The organism is Pseudomonas sp. PK-RTE-24, assembly GCF_054052265.1.
Genome location: NZ_CM133224.1, coordinates 1,531,171 through 1,547,059, shown reverse-complemented (window position 1 = coordinate 1,547,059; position 15,889 = coordinate 1,531,171). Strand labels below are relative to the sequence as shown.

Sequence of the window (15,889 nt, the reverse complement as noted above, 5' to 3'; positions counted from 1 at the left end):
GGTGTACTTCCGATCTATTCGCGAGCAAGCTCGCTCCCACAGTTGGAATGGGTTCCAGCTGTGGGAGCGCTGCGAGGGGTTTAAGCGCGGGGTTTTACCGTGCCGCAATCCTGACCCAGCCAGACTGCCCGGGTTTCCAGGCTGCCCTTCTGGTTGATGCCGATAGCGTTGAAGGTGCCATTGGCGACGGTGGTGAATTCGCGGTCACTGAGGAATGTCGCCACACCGGTGCCTTGGGCTTTCGGACAGCTGAAGCGGAATTTCCACTGGTTGCCGGTGCGCTCGGTGATCTGCTGTTTGCAGCCCGATTGCGGATCGGCCAGCGGGATATCGTTGGTTGCCACCTGCTGCGGCGTCAGGCAGGCACGGATCCCCTTGCCGCCAATATTGATGCCGTTTTTCTCGAGCGCAGCGCGCTGCTGCGGGGTGATCTGGCCTTGAATCTGGCCAAGGATCGATTGCACGTCCATGGCCTGATCATCGACCTTCAGATTGCTCGAAGACATTTCCCACAACCCCGGCTGCAGCATTTGTGCCTGCGCAACCACCGGTAATGCCAAACCCAGGCCCAGCGCCAAACCCAGCAGACGAACGTTCATCGAGTAACTCCTGATCAGTTGTGGCCGTTAGACGCCGGCCGATTGTGTCGGTTCATGCGCCGATTAAATAGAGACATTCGCCGCAGAACATGGTCTGTTAAGCATTGCATCTCGCGGAGCAAGGCTGCCCCATGGATTTTTTCGGACCGCACATTTTCGGTTACCTGATCGCCCTGTTGCACACACTCGGTTCGATCGCTGCGATCCATGCGGTGCTGACCGTGCGCACAGCGCAAGGCTCGATCGCCTGGGCATTGTCGTTGATCTTCATTCCCTACTTCACGCTTATTCCGTATCTGGTCTTTGGTCGCAGTACCTTCGATGGCTACATCAAGGCCCGGCGCCAGGCCAACGAGCAGATGCGCCTGGCCATTTCAGAACTGAACTGGCGTCCATGGGTGGAGGAGGCTCTGGCCGCTCGCGCTTCGAGCGCCTACGCCTCACTGCGCGCGATGCCGAAACTGGGGCGCATGCCGTGCCTGGCGAACAACGAGGTGCAACTGCTGGTGAACGGCACCGCGACCTTCGATGCGATTTTCCAGGCGATCGCACAAGCGAAGGAAGCCGTGCTGATCCAGTTCTTCATCATCCACGACGATCGGCTCGGCCAGCGCTTGCGTGATTTGCTTTTGCAGAAAGCCGCCGAAGGCGTATCAATTCATTTGCTCTACGACCGCATCGGCAGCCATGCCCTGCCCCATCATTACGTGCAGGCGCTGCGTGACGCCGGCGTCGAGGTCAAAGCCTTTGCCACGCGCAGCGGCTGGCTCAACCGCTTTCAGGTCAACTTTCGCAACCACCGCAAAATCGTTGTGGTTGATGGCGTAGTCGGCTTTGTCGGCGGGCATAACGTCGGCGATGAATACATGGGTGAGAAGCCACCATTAGCGCCGTGGCGTGACACCCACGTCAAAGTCCGCGGGCCGGTGGTGGCCTGCATGCAGGAATCGTTCGCCGAAGATTGGTTCTGGGCTGCTCGCACATTGCCGCCGTTGATCCTTCCGGATACATACCCGGAGGATGGCGTGCTTTGCCAATTGCTCGCCAGCGGCCCGGCGGATGCCTACGAAACCTGCTCGCTGTTTTTCGTCGAAGCCATTCACGCAGCAACGCAACGCGTATGGATCACCAGCCCTTACTTTGTCCCGGACGAAGCGGTGTTCGCGGCATTGAGGCTGGCGGTGTTGCGTGGTGTCGATGTGCGCCTGCTGTTGCCGTCGCGGCCTGATCATCGCATCGTCTATGCCGCCTCCAGCCTGTATGCCTTCGAGGCGGTGCGTGCCGGCGTGCGGGTGTTCCGCTATCGTCCGGGTTTTCTGCATCAGAAAGTCGTGCTGATCGACAGCGAAATCAGCGCCATCGGCAGCGCCAATCTGGACAATCGCTCGTTCCGCCTGAATTTCGAAGTGATGTTGCTGACCGTCGACAGTGAGTTCGCCGCCGCCGTGGAACAAATGCTCAATGACGATTTCGCCCTGGCCGATGAAGTGGCCAAAGAAGAAAGCCGGGAGATCCACCGCCTGCAACAGGTCGGCATGCGGATCGCCCGGCTGATTTCGCCGATACTCTGAGCGCCCCGTCTCAGGGGTGGTAGATGTCGTCGCGGGTCCAAGGCAGTTCGTGGCTGCCATCCGGATGCGCTTTCACAGCGAGGATCTGATGCAGATTGATCCAGCCCCGGGCAAAGGCATACGCGCAACCGGCCAGATACAGACGCCAGATACGCAGTGCCTGCTCAGGCACCAGTTTCGCCGCCGTTTCGAGATTGTCCTCCAGTCGCTCGCTCCAGTGATCGAGCGTGCGCGCGTAATGCAGGCGCAGGCTTTCGACATCGACAATTTCCAGTCCCGCTTCACTGATTTCGGCAGAGATCATCGCCAGATGCGGTAACTCGCCGTTGGGAAACACGTATTTTTCGATGAAGTTGCCTGCGCCACGTCCAACCGGGCGGCCATCGGTGTGCTTGGCGGTAATGCCGTGGTTCATTACCAGGCCGCCCTCCTTCACCGCACCAAACAGGGTTTTGCAGTATTCGGCGAGATTGGCGTGTCCGACGTGTTCGAACATGCCGACGCTGACAACCTTGTCGAAGCGGCCGTCCTGCGGCAAATCGCGATAGTCGAGCAATTGCAGTTCGACCTGATCGTCCAGCCCTTCGGCTTTGACTCGCTCCTGCGCCAGGGCCAATTGTTCCTTGCTCAAGGTAATACCAAACACTTTGACGCCAAACTCTCGCGCCGCATACCGCGCCAGACCGCCCCAACCACAACCAACATCCAGCAAATATTCGCCCGGCTGCAAGCGCAGCTTGCGGCACAGATGGCGGAATTTGGCTTGCTGCGCCTGTTCGAGGGTTTCGCTGCCGGTTTCGAAATAGGCACAGGAATACGCCATGTCGCTGTCCAGCCACAGCTGATAAAAGGCATTCGACAGGTCGTAATGATAGGAGATGGCTTTGGCGTCGGTGTCCTTGTCGTGTTGCGCGCGCACCGGCTGACTGTCTTCGTCTTCGTCGAGCAGCGCATTGCTCAACTCATCGCAAACCCGGATGACCTCGCTAATCGAGCCCTCCAGTTCCAGTTTGCCTTCGACGAACGCCGCACCCAGCGCATCCAGGCTTGGGTGGGTGAATTGAGTGACCATCTGCGGGTCCTTGACCACGATGGTTACGCTCGGCGTCGGCCCCAGATTGAACTCGTGGCCGTCCCAGAGTCGCAGGCGAAGCGGTAACTGCAGGTTCTGCAAGGCCGGTGGAAGTTGCGCGAGCATGGAAAATCCCCCCTTGTTTCAGACGTCTGATCTGAGGGTAGACCAACCTTGAAAAATAGCAGGCTATCGATTCGATCGGCCTTGTCTATCGTGATCGGCACATCGGCTGAACGCCACAGGCGACGTGCCTTACGATAGATGACTGCCTGCGTACTCTGCGGTTCGATGAATTTTCTTTCATTTAGCCTGAGGGTCGAGCCTGAGCAATGGCTCCTGAAAGCGCAGCAAACGTCCGGCGTTGCCCAACACCAACAAGGTACTCAGGTTATGCAGCAGAGCCGCGATCATCGCCCCGGCCGCGCCAAGCCAACCGAAAGCCGCGAAGACCACGATCGCCAGGGTCCAGCCGAGACCGATGATCACATTGACCTGCAAAGTACGCCGGCACTGACGACTCAAGCGCACGCAAGTACCGAGGCGACGCAAGTCGCTGCCGATCAACACAATGTCCGCTGAAGCCAGAGCAATATCGGCCCCGCCAGCGCCCATCGCCACGCCGACCACGCCGGCCTTGAGCGCGAGTGAATCGTTGATGCCGTCACCGACCACCATCGGGCGGAAGCCGTGATCGATTTCCTTGAGCACGCGATTGAGTTTGTCCTCCGGGAGCGCTTGCGCCTGGATTTCATTCAGCCCGACTTCCTGCGCCAAGGTTCGCGCGACGCTCTGACGATCCCCCGTCAGCAGGAGTTGGCGTCCCAGCCCCAGTTCGCGCAATTCGCTCAAGGCAAAGCGCGCTTCCGGTTTGATGCTGTCTGCTAGCAGCAGCCAGGCGAGGAATTCACCGTTCAAAGCCAGGCCGGCAATCGGGCTATCGTGTTCAGGAACGAGGGGCGTTGTGATGCCCAGTTGCGCGAACAACTCTGGACGACCGAGCGCAGCTTCGCCCTTCTCTGTCGTCGCCACTACGCCCAAGCCTTGGCGCTCATGGATGTTGGTCAGAGGCCAATAGGCTTCCTGATCGGCCATCCCGGCGAGTGCCCGGCTCACCGGATGACTGCTCGCCGCGCCAAGACTGGCGGCCAGTGTCTGCACTTCGGCAGCGTCCGCATTCAGGCTGTCGATCGACTGCAAACGCAACGTGCCGTAAGTCAGCGTGCCGGTCTTGTCGACCACCAGCGAGGTCAGATCGGCGAGTTCTTCGAGGAACGCCGAGCTGCGAATCAGAATCCCGTGACGCGCGGCGACGGCGACACCGGCAATCGCCGTGGCCGGCGCCGACAGCACCAAAGCACACGGACACGCCGCCACCAACACCGCGAGCATCGCCTGTGCATCATGGGTGACGAACCAGGTCACCGCCGCCAGCAGCAAGACCAGCAACATGTAACTGCCGGCATAGCGTTCGAGCAATCGCGTGATCGGCGGTTTCGAGCGCTCGGCGTTTTGCATCAGGGCGATGACTTTGCCCAAGGTGGATTCGTCGCCGGTGCGGGTGACTTCGACGCGCAGCAATCCATCGAGGTTGATCGCGCCGCCGAACACCAGCATGCCGACGCCCGCTTCCACCGGTACCGATTCACCGGTAATCGACGCCGTATCGAGACTCGCCTGGCCGGACAATACCCGACCGTCCGCCGGCACCCGATCACCGGCCCGCACCTCGACAACATCGCCGGCGCTGAGCGTGCGGTTGTCCACTTCGATGATCGAACCGTCCGCTTGCAGCTTGCGCGCATGGCTGCGGGTCAGCCGGCCAAGCGCATTGATCGCTTCCTGGGAACCGATGACGCTACGCTCTTCCAGCACATGGCCAAAGATCATGATGATTGGCAACAACGCCGCGGTGAGCAGATCACCGGTTGCCCAGGCACCGAGCATGGCCAGCGCAATCAATTGATCGGTGATGCCGTGCAGGCTTGGATAACGCAGGCTGTACCAGGCCGATCGCATCACCGGAACCGCTACGAGCAGAGAAGCGAAACCGAGCAGCAGTTGGCTGACACCGATTTGCTCCGGGAGTGTCCAGCGCCAGACCAGCCCCAGACCCAGCAGCCCGAGCGCAAGCATCGCCAGGGTCAATTGGCGCGCGGCGCGACGTTGTTCGATCGAGGACAACAAACCTGGAGCAGCGGTGGTCGCGGTCATTGAGTGGCTCCTTGAATGATCAACCGGGAATCGTCTTTCGGATTGACGGTGGTGACCGAGCCGGCCTGACCGAGGATCTTCGGTATGCGCTCGCGATACAGACGCAGGAGCATTTGCGGGTCGGCAGACTTGGCCAGACTCATGACGGTTGCGGTATCGGTTGAGGCTTTTGCAAGACGCTCGCCTGCCTGCGCGTGAGCCACCTGGAGCGTGCGGTCTGCCTGTTCGTTGGCGGACTGGGCAAGTTTCTCGGCATCGGTGCGCGCGTTAGCCACTGCTTTGTCAGCCTGCTGACTGGCCGTCAGAACCGCATTGAAAGCAGTGATCGCTGGCTCCGGCAGACTCGATTGCACATCGACCCGCGACACCTCGATACCGATGCCCTGCCCGCTCGCCTTCAGTTCAGCAAGACGCGCGTTGATGCCTTGCACCAGATCACCGCGCAATCGCTCACGGCGCTCGGCTGCCTGATTGTCGGCGCCGATCAATTCCGGGCGAGCGACCAGAATGGTGTCGAGATCTCGCGCGGCGGTCAGGGCTACGGCGCTGCGCGTCACCAACCGATCGAGCGCTGGTAGCACATGTTCGCCCTGTAACACGAACGCATAGGGATCGGAGACTTGGTAAAACACTCGCACGTCCAGTTGCACTACGCCGGCGTCACCGGTCAATAAATAACCAGACCCGGCAAGTGCATCGCTCAATGGCGTAGCGAAGGACGCCACCCGGTCAGCCTTCAGCGCCTCGTCACTGCGCAACAGATTTTCCACTCGACGCTCGATCACCCGATCAGCCGCCGGCAACAGAATCACCTGCTCAAAGGGTTGCGGCCACGCCCATAACAGCCCGGCATTCTGAACGCGATCAAGCGCGCCAAAGTGCAGTACTACTGCGCGGTTTTGCGGATCAATCTGCCGGACATTCGAGACCGCCCATGCTAATGCGGCCAAAAAAGTGATCGCATACAAGGCGATGAAGGTCAGACGGCCGGCCTGAATCCACGGACTGTTCAACGCATGTGTTCCACGTGGAACTTCTTCGCTCATGGCTGCGATCCGGCTTTGTTGTCGAGCATCGGTGGGCCGTCGACCAATACGCGGAAAGGTGCGGCATCGGTGCGCAGAATCAGTTTGGTTTCCGGTGTGACAATGGTGCCGAGGGTATCGAGCGAGCGCAGCAGGTTGTAAAGCTGCGGCGAGCTGGCGTAGGCGCGACCATAAATCTGCGCAGCCTCGACTCGCGATTGCGCTTCAATGTCAGCGGCTTTCACCGTTGCATCAGCCTGGACGATTCGCGCATCGCGCTCGGCGGCGGAGCGAATTTGCGCCGCTTCGCGTTTGCCGATCGCTGTACGTTCGGTAGCAATGGTTTCACGCTCGGCGCGCATGCGATCGACGGTTGCACTGAGCGTGACCGAGGGCAAAGTCAGCCGCTCGATACCGACCTGCACCACGCGCACGCCATAAGTGGCGAGCAACTGTTGGTCAATCTGCTGACGCAACTGCGCTTCAAAATCGCCGATGCGCACTTGTTTAGCATCAGTGTTAACCAGATTGGCCAGATCGAAACTGCTGGCCGAAGTCTCCAGTGCCGAACCGACAAAGGTGCGAATCTGCCGCGCCGCTTCATCCGGCTGATTCTGCACGGCACGCATGAAACGCTGCACGTGTTCAGGATCACCCTGCACCTGCCACGCCACGTAGGCCTGAACGATGATGCGCAAACCGTCCTTGGTGCCGACGTCCTGCAAACCACTTGAGGTGGTACGTAGACGCAAGTCCACCGGAATCGCTGCTTCGAACGGCGCAGGCCAGCGCCAGCTCAAACCGGGATCAAGCAATACCCGCGACGGATTTCCGAAACGGGTGATGACCGTGGCTTCGCCGGAGCGCACTTGCACCAGACTCGCGGCGGCAATGGCAAACGCCACCAGCAACGCAGCCCAGGCCATACGCCGCCATGGAAATGGTCCGGCTTCTGGCACCTCGCCGTGATGGTGATGATGACCATGATGATGGTGATGCCCGCCGTGGCCGTGGTCGTGGCCGCTGTGGTCGTGAACGTCATGAACAGGCGACTGGCTCAATGGGTGGCTCCTGGTTGAGCGGTGGTACGGGCGGGCGACGGATCAGTCGGCAGTGTGAAAGTACGCAGATCGATGGTTGGCGCATTTGCGCTCCCGCCAAGTCGATGGTCGAGCACCAGCAACCTCGCTTTACTCAAGCCCTGACTGAGCTGGCTGAGGTATTGCTCCAGCACGAACGCCTGGCCAGCACTGGCGAACGCTTTCTGTTCGGCGCTGAATTTCAGGTCTGCCGTTTGCGCAGCGGCACTGATCTCCCGCGCATTTGCCGTTGCCTGATCCCGCGCCGCGCTCGCCTGCAACTGCGCCTCGTTAGTGGCCTGCGCAGCCGCCCCGCGTTCGCGAGCGATCAACGCCTGCGCGCCGATCTGCGCCGCTTGCACACTGTGATAGGCATTCGCCGCGCCGGCCGGTGGATGAATCGCTTCGACGACTGTGGCAAGGATCTCCACGCCACTGTTCAATCTGTTCAGATCGCTTTGCACCGCGCGACCGATTTCCTCGGCCAGCCCTGTCCTGTCGTCGCCGAGCAGACCGTCGAGGGTGCGCGAGGCAAAATCGTGAACCAGAATGCGGCTGGCGGCGCTGCGAATCAGCGTCGGTACATCGGCGCTGTTATAGGTCGCGGCGAGCGCCGCCTCGTCGTTCAAACCGATGCGATAAACGAAGCGCACGTCCATGTTGACGATTTGCAGGCCCTGTTGCGCGCCGCGGCTGCTGGCGATGACCTGGGATTTGTCGTTGACGTGGCTGGCGTCCCACAAACGGTTGGCGGTCAGCGGCGCCGGGCCTTCAGCGGAATCGGACTGCACGGCGATTGGCTTGTCGCCGACACTGGTTGCCAGTTCATGGACCACGCCGTTTTCAACGGAGATCACACGCCCCAATGGCCAAGGCAACCCGCTATGCAAACCCGGGCCGAAAACCTGTACCGGTTTACCGAAGCGCTCATAGATGCCGCGACCTTGCAGGGGAATTTCATGTACGCCGGTCAGCAGCCAACCGCTAAGGGCGACCACCGCCAACACTGGCAACAAGGCCCGGCGCATGTAACTGAAGGCCCAGATCTGGCGCAAATCGATGCCGAAACGGTTGTGCATTTCATGCTGTAACGCCAGCCACGGCTGCGGCGGCCAACGCAGCATATCGGCGATAAAACTGCGCGCCAGCAGGGTCGGTTCGAGTTGTTCGCGGCGCGGGCTGAAAACAGACAGCACCGCGCGCAACAACAGTTCGACGGTAACCAACATTGGCAGGACTGCGCTGAGCACCGCCACGCGTACCGGCCAGACTGCGCTTTCGCTGGCAAACAACAGACACAGCGCACCGATCAACAGGGTGATGATCACCGCCCGGGTCAGTTGTGCCAGCGCAGCCGCTTCCGGCCATTGCGCCGGCGGTACCTGCGCCAGTTGCCGCTCCAGCACCAGCAGGGCAAACGCCAGCAACAACGCCAATGCCGCACCGATGCTCGCCGACAGCCCCAAGGCCGCCGCAGGCAACGTGAGATTCCACACCTGCTCAATACCAAGCAGAACCAGCAACGCCCAGCCGCCGAGCCACAATGTCGGCGCGCCGATTTGTCCAAGCAGATGGCGGCTCTGCTGACTCAAGCGCTCCAGAAGCCTTTCGTACCAGCCCTCGGCTGCGCCGCCCTCTTCCATGACGGTCGATTGCGAAGCGGGCGGATGCATCACCCGCGCGCGCCATTGCGTCACCCACCACGCCGATTGCAACCCGGCGACCAGCACCAGCAACGCCGCGCTCTGATTGACCAACAACGGTAACCACAGGGACTGCGGCGCAAACAGGCCGACGAAAAACGCCAGCACCCAGCCCAAACCGACCAATGCGCCGAGTCCATAAGCCAGCCGACGTAATTTGCGTGACTGCGCAGCTGCTTGCTGAAAGCGCGGCAGCCCGGTGACTGGCGTGGCGTCCAACTCAAGATCGACTTGCATAACACCCCGAAAATGTAGCCTCAGCGTTCATAGCGTTACGATATAACGGACACTGTGAAATATTCGTACACAATTGCATCTATTCAAAGATGCCGCAGCTGTCGCTTGCCTGAAGCCTTGACCGAAATGTTCGACGAAGCTCATATTACGCACATAATTTTTATCACGACTAATCTTGGCTATCCCCATCGAGCAATCTGGAGCAAGCGCATGAGCAACTATGACGTGGTAATTCTGGGCGGCGGCCCCGGCGGTTATAACGCGGCGATCCGCGCCGGCCAGCTCGGGCTCAAGGCCGCTTGCGTCGAAGGACGTGCAACCCTCGGCGGCACCTGTCTGAACGTCGGTTGCATGCCGTCCAAAGCCTTGCTGCACGCGTCGGAGCTGTACGCCGCTGCGGTGGGGACAGAGTTCGCCAATCTCGGCATCGAGGTCAAACCGACGCTGAACCTCGCGCAGATGATGAAGCAGAAGGACGAAAGCGTCGCCGGCCTGACCAAGGGCATCGAATTTCTGTTTCGCAAGAACAAAGTCGACTGGATCAAGGGTTGGGGCCATATCGACGGCCCGGGCAAAGTGACGGTGACCGACGCCCAAGGCAACAAGAGCGAACTCAGCGCCAAGGACATCATCATTGCCACCGGCTCCGAACCCACTCCCCTTCCCGGCGTCGAGATCGACAACCAGCGCATCCTCGATTCCACCGGCGCGCTGTCGTTGAGTGAAGTGCCCAAACATCTGGTGGTCATTGGTGCCGGGGTGATCGGCCTGGAGCTGGGTTCGGTATGGCGCCGACTCGGCGCGCAGGTCACCGTGGTCGAATACCTTGATCGGATCTGCCCCGGCGTCGATGGCGAGGCCGGCAAGACCTTGCAGCGCGCACTGAGCAAACAAGGCATTGCCTTCAAACTGAGCTCGAAGGTCACCAGCGCCACCAGCTCCGCCACAGGCGTGCAGCTGAGCGTCGAGCCTGCCGCCGGTGGCACGGCTGAGCTGATCGAAGCCGACTATGTGCTGGTGGCCATCGGGCGCCGGCCGTACACCAAGGGCCTGGGGCTGGAGAACGTCGGCCTGAGTGCCGACAAACGCGGCATGCTCGCCAACAAGCAACATCGCACCGAAGCCGCCGGGGTCTGGGTGATCGGCGACGTCACGTCCGGCCCGATGCTCGCGCACAAGGCTGAAGACGAGGCCATGGCCTGCGTCGAGCAGATCCACGGCAAGGCTGGCGAGGTCAATTACGCGCTGATCCCCAACGTCATCTACACCCAACCGGAGCTGGCCAGCGTCGGCCAGACCGAAGAACAGCTCAAGGCCGAGGGCCGCGCCTACATGGTCGGCAAGTTTCCCTTCACCGCCAACAGCCGGGCGAAGATCAATCACGAAACAGAAGGCTTTGCCAAAGTCCTCGCCGACGAGCGCACGGACGAAGTGCTCGGCGTGCATCTGGTCGGGCCGAGCGTGAGCGAGATGATCGGCGAGTTCTGTGTGGCGATGGAGTTCAGCGCCTCGGCCGAGGACATTGCCCTGACCTGCCATCCGCACCCGACGCGTTCGGAAGCATTGCGGCAGGCAGCGATGAATGTCGAGGGGATGGCGACGCAGATGTAGGTTCCAAACCTTGCCGCCGTCTTCGCGAGCAGGCTCGCTCCCACTTTGGAATGCGTTCCCCCTGTGGAAGCGAGCCTGCTCGCGAAAGGTGCCACCCGGTCTACACCGGCAGATGCCCCAACGGCAACGCCCCCGGCGCTTTCACCGTGTGGATGGCGAAGTTGCTGCGAATATCGCTCACACCCGGAAGCTTGAGCAGATGGCCGCTGACAAAGCGGTCATAAGCGCGCAAGTCAGGCACCACTACCTGCAACAAAAAGTCCGATTCGCCGGACACCAGAAACGCCGAGACCACCTCGGGCAGTGCAGTGACGGCGGCATAAAAAGCCTCGGCGCGTTCTTCGTTGTGCCGCTCGACCTTGACCCCGACAAACACCGTCAGCCCAAGCCCGACTTCATCGCGATCCAGATTGGCCTGGTAGCCTCGAATCACCCCCGCCTCTTCCAGCATGCGCACCCGCCGCAGACACGGTGAGGCCGACAGGCCGATTTCTTCTGCCAGCTCGACATTGCTCAAGCGCCCGTTGCGCTGCAGCGCGGCGAGAATCTTGCGGTCATAGGCGTCGAGTTTCATCTTTGGCAGATCCCGATAGTCTGACGGTTGAAAACCAGCAGGTTATGCCAAAGCTGTGAACAATTGAAGCCGACTACGCAAGCACCTGCCCTACCGTCTCGCTCTAGACTGGCGCGAGAAAATCGACATCGAAAACGGGGGGTGATGTGGCAAGTCTTTGGCTGTTTATTCTGACGCTGGCTGTGGTTCTGCTACTGCCGGGACCGGACATGATCCTGCTATTGCAAACCGGTGCTCGGCAAGGTCGCGGTGCGGCGCTGGCCACCGCACTGGGCCTGGCCATCGCCCGCGCCTGTCACGTTGCCTTGGCGGCACTGGGGCTGGCGGCGCTGTTCAAAACGGCGCCGTGGACGTTTGACGTGGTGCGCATCGCTGGCGCGGCCTATCTGTTGTGGATCGGTATGCAGTGTTTGCGCAGCTCGCTGGTACCGCGTCTGCAAAACCAAGAGCAGGCACCTGTTCCCGGCCAGTGGCGCGATGCGATCCGTCGCGGTTTGCTGACCAACCTGCTTAATCCCAAGGCTTTGCTGTTCTGCTCAGTGCTGTTGCCGCAATTCATCGTCAGTCACGGCGCGCCGGTATTGAGCCAATTCGCCGTGCTCGGCCTGGTGCTGGTCTGCGTCGGCCTGCTGTTCGACAGCGTGGTTGCCCTGACCGGCGCGGCTCTGGGCCGTTGGCTGCAACACAGTCCGACCGCCCAGCGCGTTCAGCAATGGCTGTTCGGCAGTCTGTTGATTGGCTTCGCCGTACGCCTGAGCTTTATTCAACAGGCCTAGCCTTTGCGCACCTTGCGCTGACGACGGGTGATCAGCAGTAGCGCAGCAACAGAGACCAGCAGCACCGCGCCGATCTGCACCGGCCACTTGTACGGCCGCAGCGTTTCACGCACGGCATCGGTCACCTGGGTGACGTAGCGCTTGTCGGCATTTTCGAAGTCCGGGTACGGGCATTGATTGCCGAAGTCTTGCGCCCACGGCACATAAGGGCCTTCCTTGACGTAGCGCTGATACAGCGCACTCTGGTCCTCAAGGCTGCTGTTCCAGCCGGCCGCGTTGCACAACACGGCGGCAAACGCCTGACTGGTGTGCGGCAGGTTATCGGCGGCGCGACTGGCCAGTGCCGTGGCGACAAAACGATAGTGATAACGCTGATCCGGTTGCGCGGCGCTGGCCTGCTGGCGCTGCACTTCCGCCGTGGAAATCAGCGGGCCGACATCCAGCTTCGTGCTCTCCAGCGTGTAATTGCCACCGAAGGTGGCGTAATCAGGGGCCATCTCATAACCGAGGATGTCCATGCCCCACTCCCGGGCCGTCCATGCGGCGTTGTACAACGCACTGGCGCGTTTGCTCGGCCACCACGCCGACTCGGCCTTGAGCCGTTGCTCGCCATAGAGCCGGGCCTTGTGCTGCAGATCGTCACTGGCGAAATAACCGACCGCTTCCTCGTAACGGCCCTCACGCAGCAAGCGCCGACCGAGCAGATTGCGCAGGTTGGCGGCCACCGACAGCGGCACATAGTTATCGCGCTCTTGCTGCGTCAATGGCGGCGGCGCCGGCACGTTCTCATCGACGTACCGCTTGAGCTCATCGACCGTCAGCACCCGCTCGGCAACGGTGGCGGCATCGAACCAGTAAAGGCTGTTGCTGCGATACAGCTGCACGAATGCTTGCAGGTATTCGCCGCGTTGCAGCGCCAGGATCGCGCTTTCGCCTTCCACCCGACATTTGGGCTGCACCGTTTCAAACGCCCAGTCCGGCGTGCGGCGATATCCCCAGTCTTCATTCTGCGGAAAGGCCTGGGCGGCTTTGGCGTAGGCGGCAGCGGCGGCAGTCGTGTCGCCGTCACGCACTGCCAGTTTTGCCCGCAGCCACCAGGCCAGTCCGCCGTCCCCGGCGTTTACCAGAAAGGCCTTGGCAGACGCGTAGTCGCCCTGTTGATAACTCATCGCCGCCAGTCGATCGGCATTGTCGAGGCTGCCACGGGTGCTGTTCTGCAACAGCGCTACCAATTTCTTTTCGTTGGCCGGCTGCTCGCCAAATGACCAGCCCTGACGGCTGACCAGCGACGCCGTGACCAGTTGCTGCACCGCTGGCTGCTGCAGCAGTTTGGCCAGCTGAGATTCCGGCAATTCGGCCAGTTCGTTCATCAGTTGCTTGAGCGAGGTGTAACCGACGGCCGAACCGTGCAGGTTCTGTGCTTCGTACAGTTCGATGGCGCCGCTCCAGTCGCCCGCGCTGCGCAACACCCGTGCCTCTTCACCAAGGCTGGCAACGCCCAGTTCCAGCGGATCGCTGAAGCCGTCGATGCTCAGTTGCCGTGCCTGGCGGAAGGCATCGCGCGCCTGCTCCAGCGTTTCGATGCGGTCGTGCGCCCCGTTGCTCATGGCGAAGGCAATGCGCCCGAGGGAATACGCCGCCCACGTGCTGCGCAACGGACGCTGGTCTGCCGGCAGGGCCAGCACCTTGTTGAAATACTCACTGGCCAATTGATGATCACCGGTGGCAAAGGCCACCGCGCCGGCGACGTACAAACGTATTTCCGCCGGCAGACTGGCGCCCTGCTCCTCGGCCTGACGCGCATCGCTGAGCCCACGCAGGCGCTTGACCACCGCGTATTGCTCAGCGCTCAGGCCCACCTGCTCAGCCTGTTCGCGGGCCAGCTCTGACGCGTTGTCTTCGGCATAGTCGTTGGGGTTATGGGTCGCTGCGGTGACGTTTTTCAGCCCGGCAATGGTTTTACCCAGGCGACTGATTTCGAAGCTGAAACTGCCTTCGGGCAGATCGGCGAGGGTCTGCGCGCGGTTGTCGAGCAAGCGCATCGGGAAGTCCGGGCCGCAGGCCAGCGCCGAACCCAGCGGCAGGCTGAGGCTCAGGCAGAGCAGATGGCGGGGCCAGTTACGGGTCAACATGCGAACCTCCTTGATCAATATATGCACAACGCGCCCAACCGACAGCGCGCTGCCCGCCCGCCGGCAAGCGGCCGTCACGCAGGCGGGTGAAGGTAAGCAGATTGGCACTTTGTTGCAACGAGTAACCGGCGAGCGCATCGGCGCCTGCACAATCCTGCGCCTTCAGCGTGATTTGCGCGGGCCACGGACTGTCGAGATTGCCGCGGTTATCGAGCTGGATGTCATAGAGTCCGCCCTGCCCTTTGAATGACAGATGCAGATGACTCTTCAGCACATCGCCCCGCGCCACGGCGCGCAAAGTAGTCAGGCTCCAGGCGCGACGATCGTTGGCCAGCGGCAGGCGAAACCAGATCAGCCCGGCCAGATGCTCGGGCGGATCCTCGCGCAAGGTCTTGGCCAATTGGCTGAGTTGCTGCGGATCGGCGAGCAACTCCCGGCGCTGCCCGCCGCGCTCCAGTTGCACTTCGCTTTCCACTACCGGCGCGCCACCGTCATCGCTCAACAGCGCAACGCCGTAGGCCGGCAGCGCCAGATAGAAGGGTTTGTCGCTGATACGTGCCCAGGCCTTGGCCCATTTCAACGCCTGCTCGGGATCGAACAGACCCAGTCGCGGATCGCTCACGGCGTGGACTTGCAGCACGCTGCTGTCGACGCTCTGCAACAGCGCCGGCAAGTGCGCGCTGTCGAGCCAGGCCGGCAGTGCGGTGATGCTCAAAGGCAACGATGGCGGCAAGGTCGCGCGCAGATCTTTGAGCAATTGGGCATACGCATGCAGCCGTGCTGTACCGGCGTCGTGATCGATCTCGACGCCGCTCAACGTGAGGCCCTGCGCCTGCCAATCGGCGATGACTTGCAGAATCTGCGCGGTGACCTGCTGCTGGTCCAGTGATTGCAGCTGACCATCAAGGCGAATCACTGCAATCAACGGCCGGCCATCGGCTCTCAACAAGGCTGGATCAACCCGCGCCCTGCTCCACCGCTCGCCGGGAAAGGCCTGCAATGCCAGTACGCGCAGCGTCGAGAAATCATCGCGACTGTCACGCAATGCCGGTTCATGCGCCGGTGTCCATTGGCGCTGCCAGACGTAGAGTTGCTGGTCGAGGGCCGGCGCGACGTGTTGCTCGCAACCTGCCAGCAAGACGCCAAGGAACAGACACACAATCAACCGCATACCTTGAAAATCCCTGAAACCACAGGGCTGCAAGGTTACACAAAAACCGTGTAGGAGCTGACGAGTGAAACGAGGCTGCGATCTTTTGATCTTGCTTCAAGACTCCAGATCAAAAGATCGCAGCG

12 protein-coding genes are annotated in these 15,889 nt (G+C 61.3%); 3 read left to right on the top strand and 9 right to left on the bottom strand.

The window, feature by feature from the left end; translation table 11 throughout:
• Nucleotides 1–80: 80 nt before the first annotated feature.
• Complete coding sequence (locus ACV8MC_RS06760) at nt 81–599, bottom strand: DUF3617 domain-containing protein (RefSeq protein ID WP_016772436.1); 519 nt, start codon at nt 597–599, stop codon at nt 81–83.
• Nucleotides 600–730: 131 nt separating this feature from the next.
• Between ACV8MC_RS06760 and cls the strand changes: the two genes are divergently transcribed.
• Nucleotides 731–2,170, top strand: a complete 1,440-nt coding sequence (gene cls / locus ACV8MC_RS06755; RefSeq protein WP_457264858.1) for a cardiolipin synthase — start codon at nt 731–733, stop codon at nt 2,168–2,170.
• 10 nt (nt 2,171–2,180) lie between these two features.
• On the opposite strand, the gene cfaB is transcribed toward cls, so the two are convergent.
• The 5 genes from cfaB to hflK (ACV8MC_RS06730) form a co-directional block, all read right to left on the bottom strand.
• A complete protein-coding gene (gene cfaB / locus ACV8MC_RS06750; RefSeq protein WP_457264857.1) occupies nt 2,181–3,368 on the bottom strand; it encodes a C17 cyclopropane fatty acid synthase CfaB in 1,188 nt (395 codons plus the stop codon).
• 177 nt (nt 3,369–3,545) lie between these two features.
• Nucleotides 3,546–5,456, bottom strand: coding sequence for a cation-translocating P-type ATPase (locus ACV8MC_RS06745; protein WP_457264856.1), 1,911 nt, complete (start codon nt 5,454–5,456; stop codon nt 3,546–3,548).
• Nucleotides 5,453–6,502, bottom strand: a complete 1,050-nt coding sequence (gene hflK / locus ACV8MC_RS06740; protein WP_457264855.1) for a protease modulator HflK — start codon at nt 6,500–6,502, stop codon at nt 5,453–5,455. Before hflK (ACV8MC_RS06740) ends, ACV8MC_RS06745 begins: the two co-directional genes overlap by 4 nt.
• On the bottom strand, nt 6,499–7,542 hold the full coding sequence (gene hflC / locus ACV8MC_RS06735; protein WP_457264853.1) for a protease modulator HflC: 1,044 nt from the start codon (nt 7,540–7,542) through the stop codon (nt 6,499–6,501). The genes hflK (ACV8MC_RS06740) and hflC overlap by 4 nt, the downstream gene beginning before the upstream one ends.
• A complete protein-coding gene (gene hflK, locus ACV8MC_RS06730; RefSeq protein WP_457264852.1) occupies nt 7,539–9,500 on the bottom strand; it encodes a protease modulator HflK in 1,962 nt (653 codons plus the stop codon). Before hflK (ACV8MC_RS06730) ends, hflC begins: the two co-directional genes overlap by 4 nt.
• Nucleotides 9,501–9,710: 210 nt before the next feature.
• Between hflK (ACV8MC_RS06730) and lpdA the strand changes: the two genes are divergently transcribed.
• Nucleotides 9,711–11,111 (top strand): dihydrolipoyl dehydrogenase, encoded by a 1,401-nt coding sequence (gene lpdA / locus ACV8MC_RS06725; RefSeq protein WP_457264850.1) that lies wholly within the window; start codon nt 9,711–9,713, stop codon nt 11,109–11,111.
• A gap of 100 nt (nt 11,112–11,211) precedes the next feature.
• Here the strand turns inward: lpdA and ACV8MC_RS06720 are convergent, their stop codons facing one another.
• Nucleotides 11,212–11,685 (bottom strand): Lrp/AsnC family transcriptional regulator, encoded by a 474-nt coding sequence (locus tag ACV8MC_RS06720; protein ID WP_129998005.1) that lies wholly within the window; start codon nt 11,683–11,685, stop codon nt 11,212–11,214.
• Between the two features lie 146 nt (nt 11,686–11,831).
• Here ACV8MC_RS06720 and ACV8MC_RS06715 point away from each other — a divergent pair, with 146 nt between their 5' ends.
• The gene (locus tag ACV8MC_RS06715) at nt 11,832–12,461 is read left to right on the top strand and encodes a LysE family translocator (protein ID WP_353187299.1); all 630 of its coding nucleotides are present in this window, start codon (nt 11,832–11,834) and stop codon (nt 12,459–12,461) included.
• Here the strand turns inward: ACV8MC_RS06715 and ACV8MC_RS06710 are convergent.
• Together ACV8MC_RS06710 and ACV8MC_RS06705 are read right to left on the bottom strand one after the other, a co-directional pair.
• On the bottom strand, nt 12,458–14,593 hold the full coding sequence (locus tag ACV8MC_RS06710; protein WP_457264847.1) for a hypothetical protein: 2,136 nt from the start codon (nt 14,591–14,593) through the stop codon (nt 12,458–12,460). The two genes, ACV8MC_RS06715 and ACV8MC_RS06710, sit on opposite strands and share 4 nt — an antisense overlap.
• Nucleotides 14,580–15,764 (bottom strand): DUF3142 domain-containing protein, encoded by a 1,185-nt coding sequence (locus ACV8MC_RS06705; protein ID WP_457264845.1) that lies wholly within the window; start codon nt 15,762–15,764, stop codon nt 14,580–14,582. The genes ACV8MC_RS06710 and ACV8MC_RS06705 overlap by 14 nt, the downstream gene beginning before the upstream one ends.
• Nucleotides 15,765–15,889 lie beyond the last annotated feature (125 nt).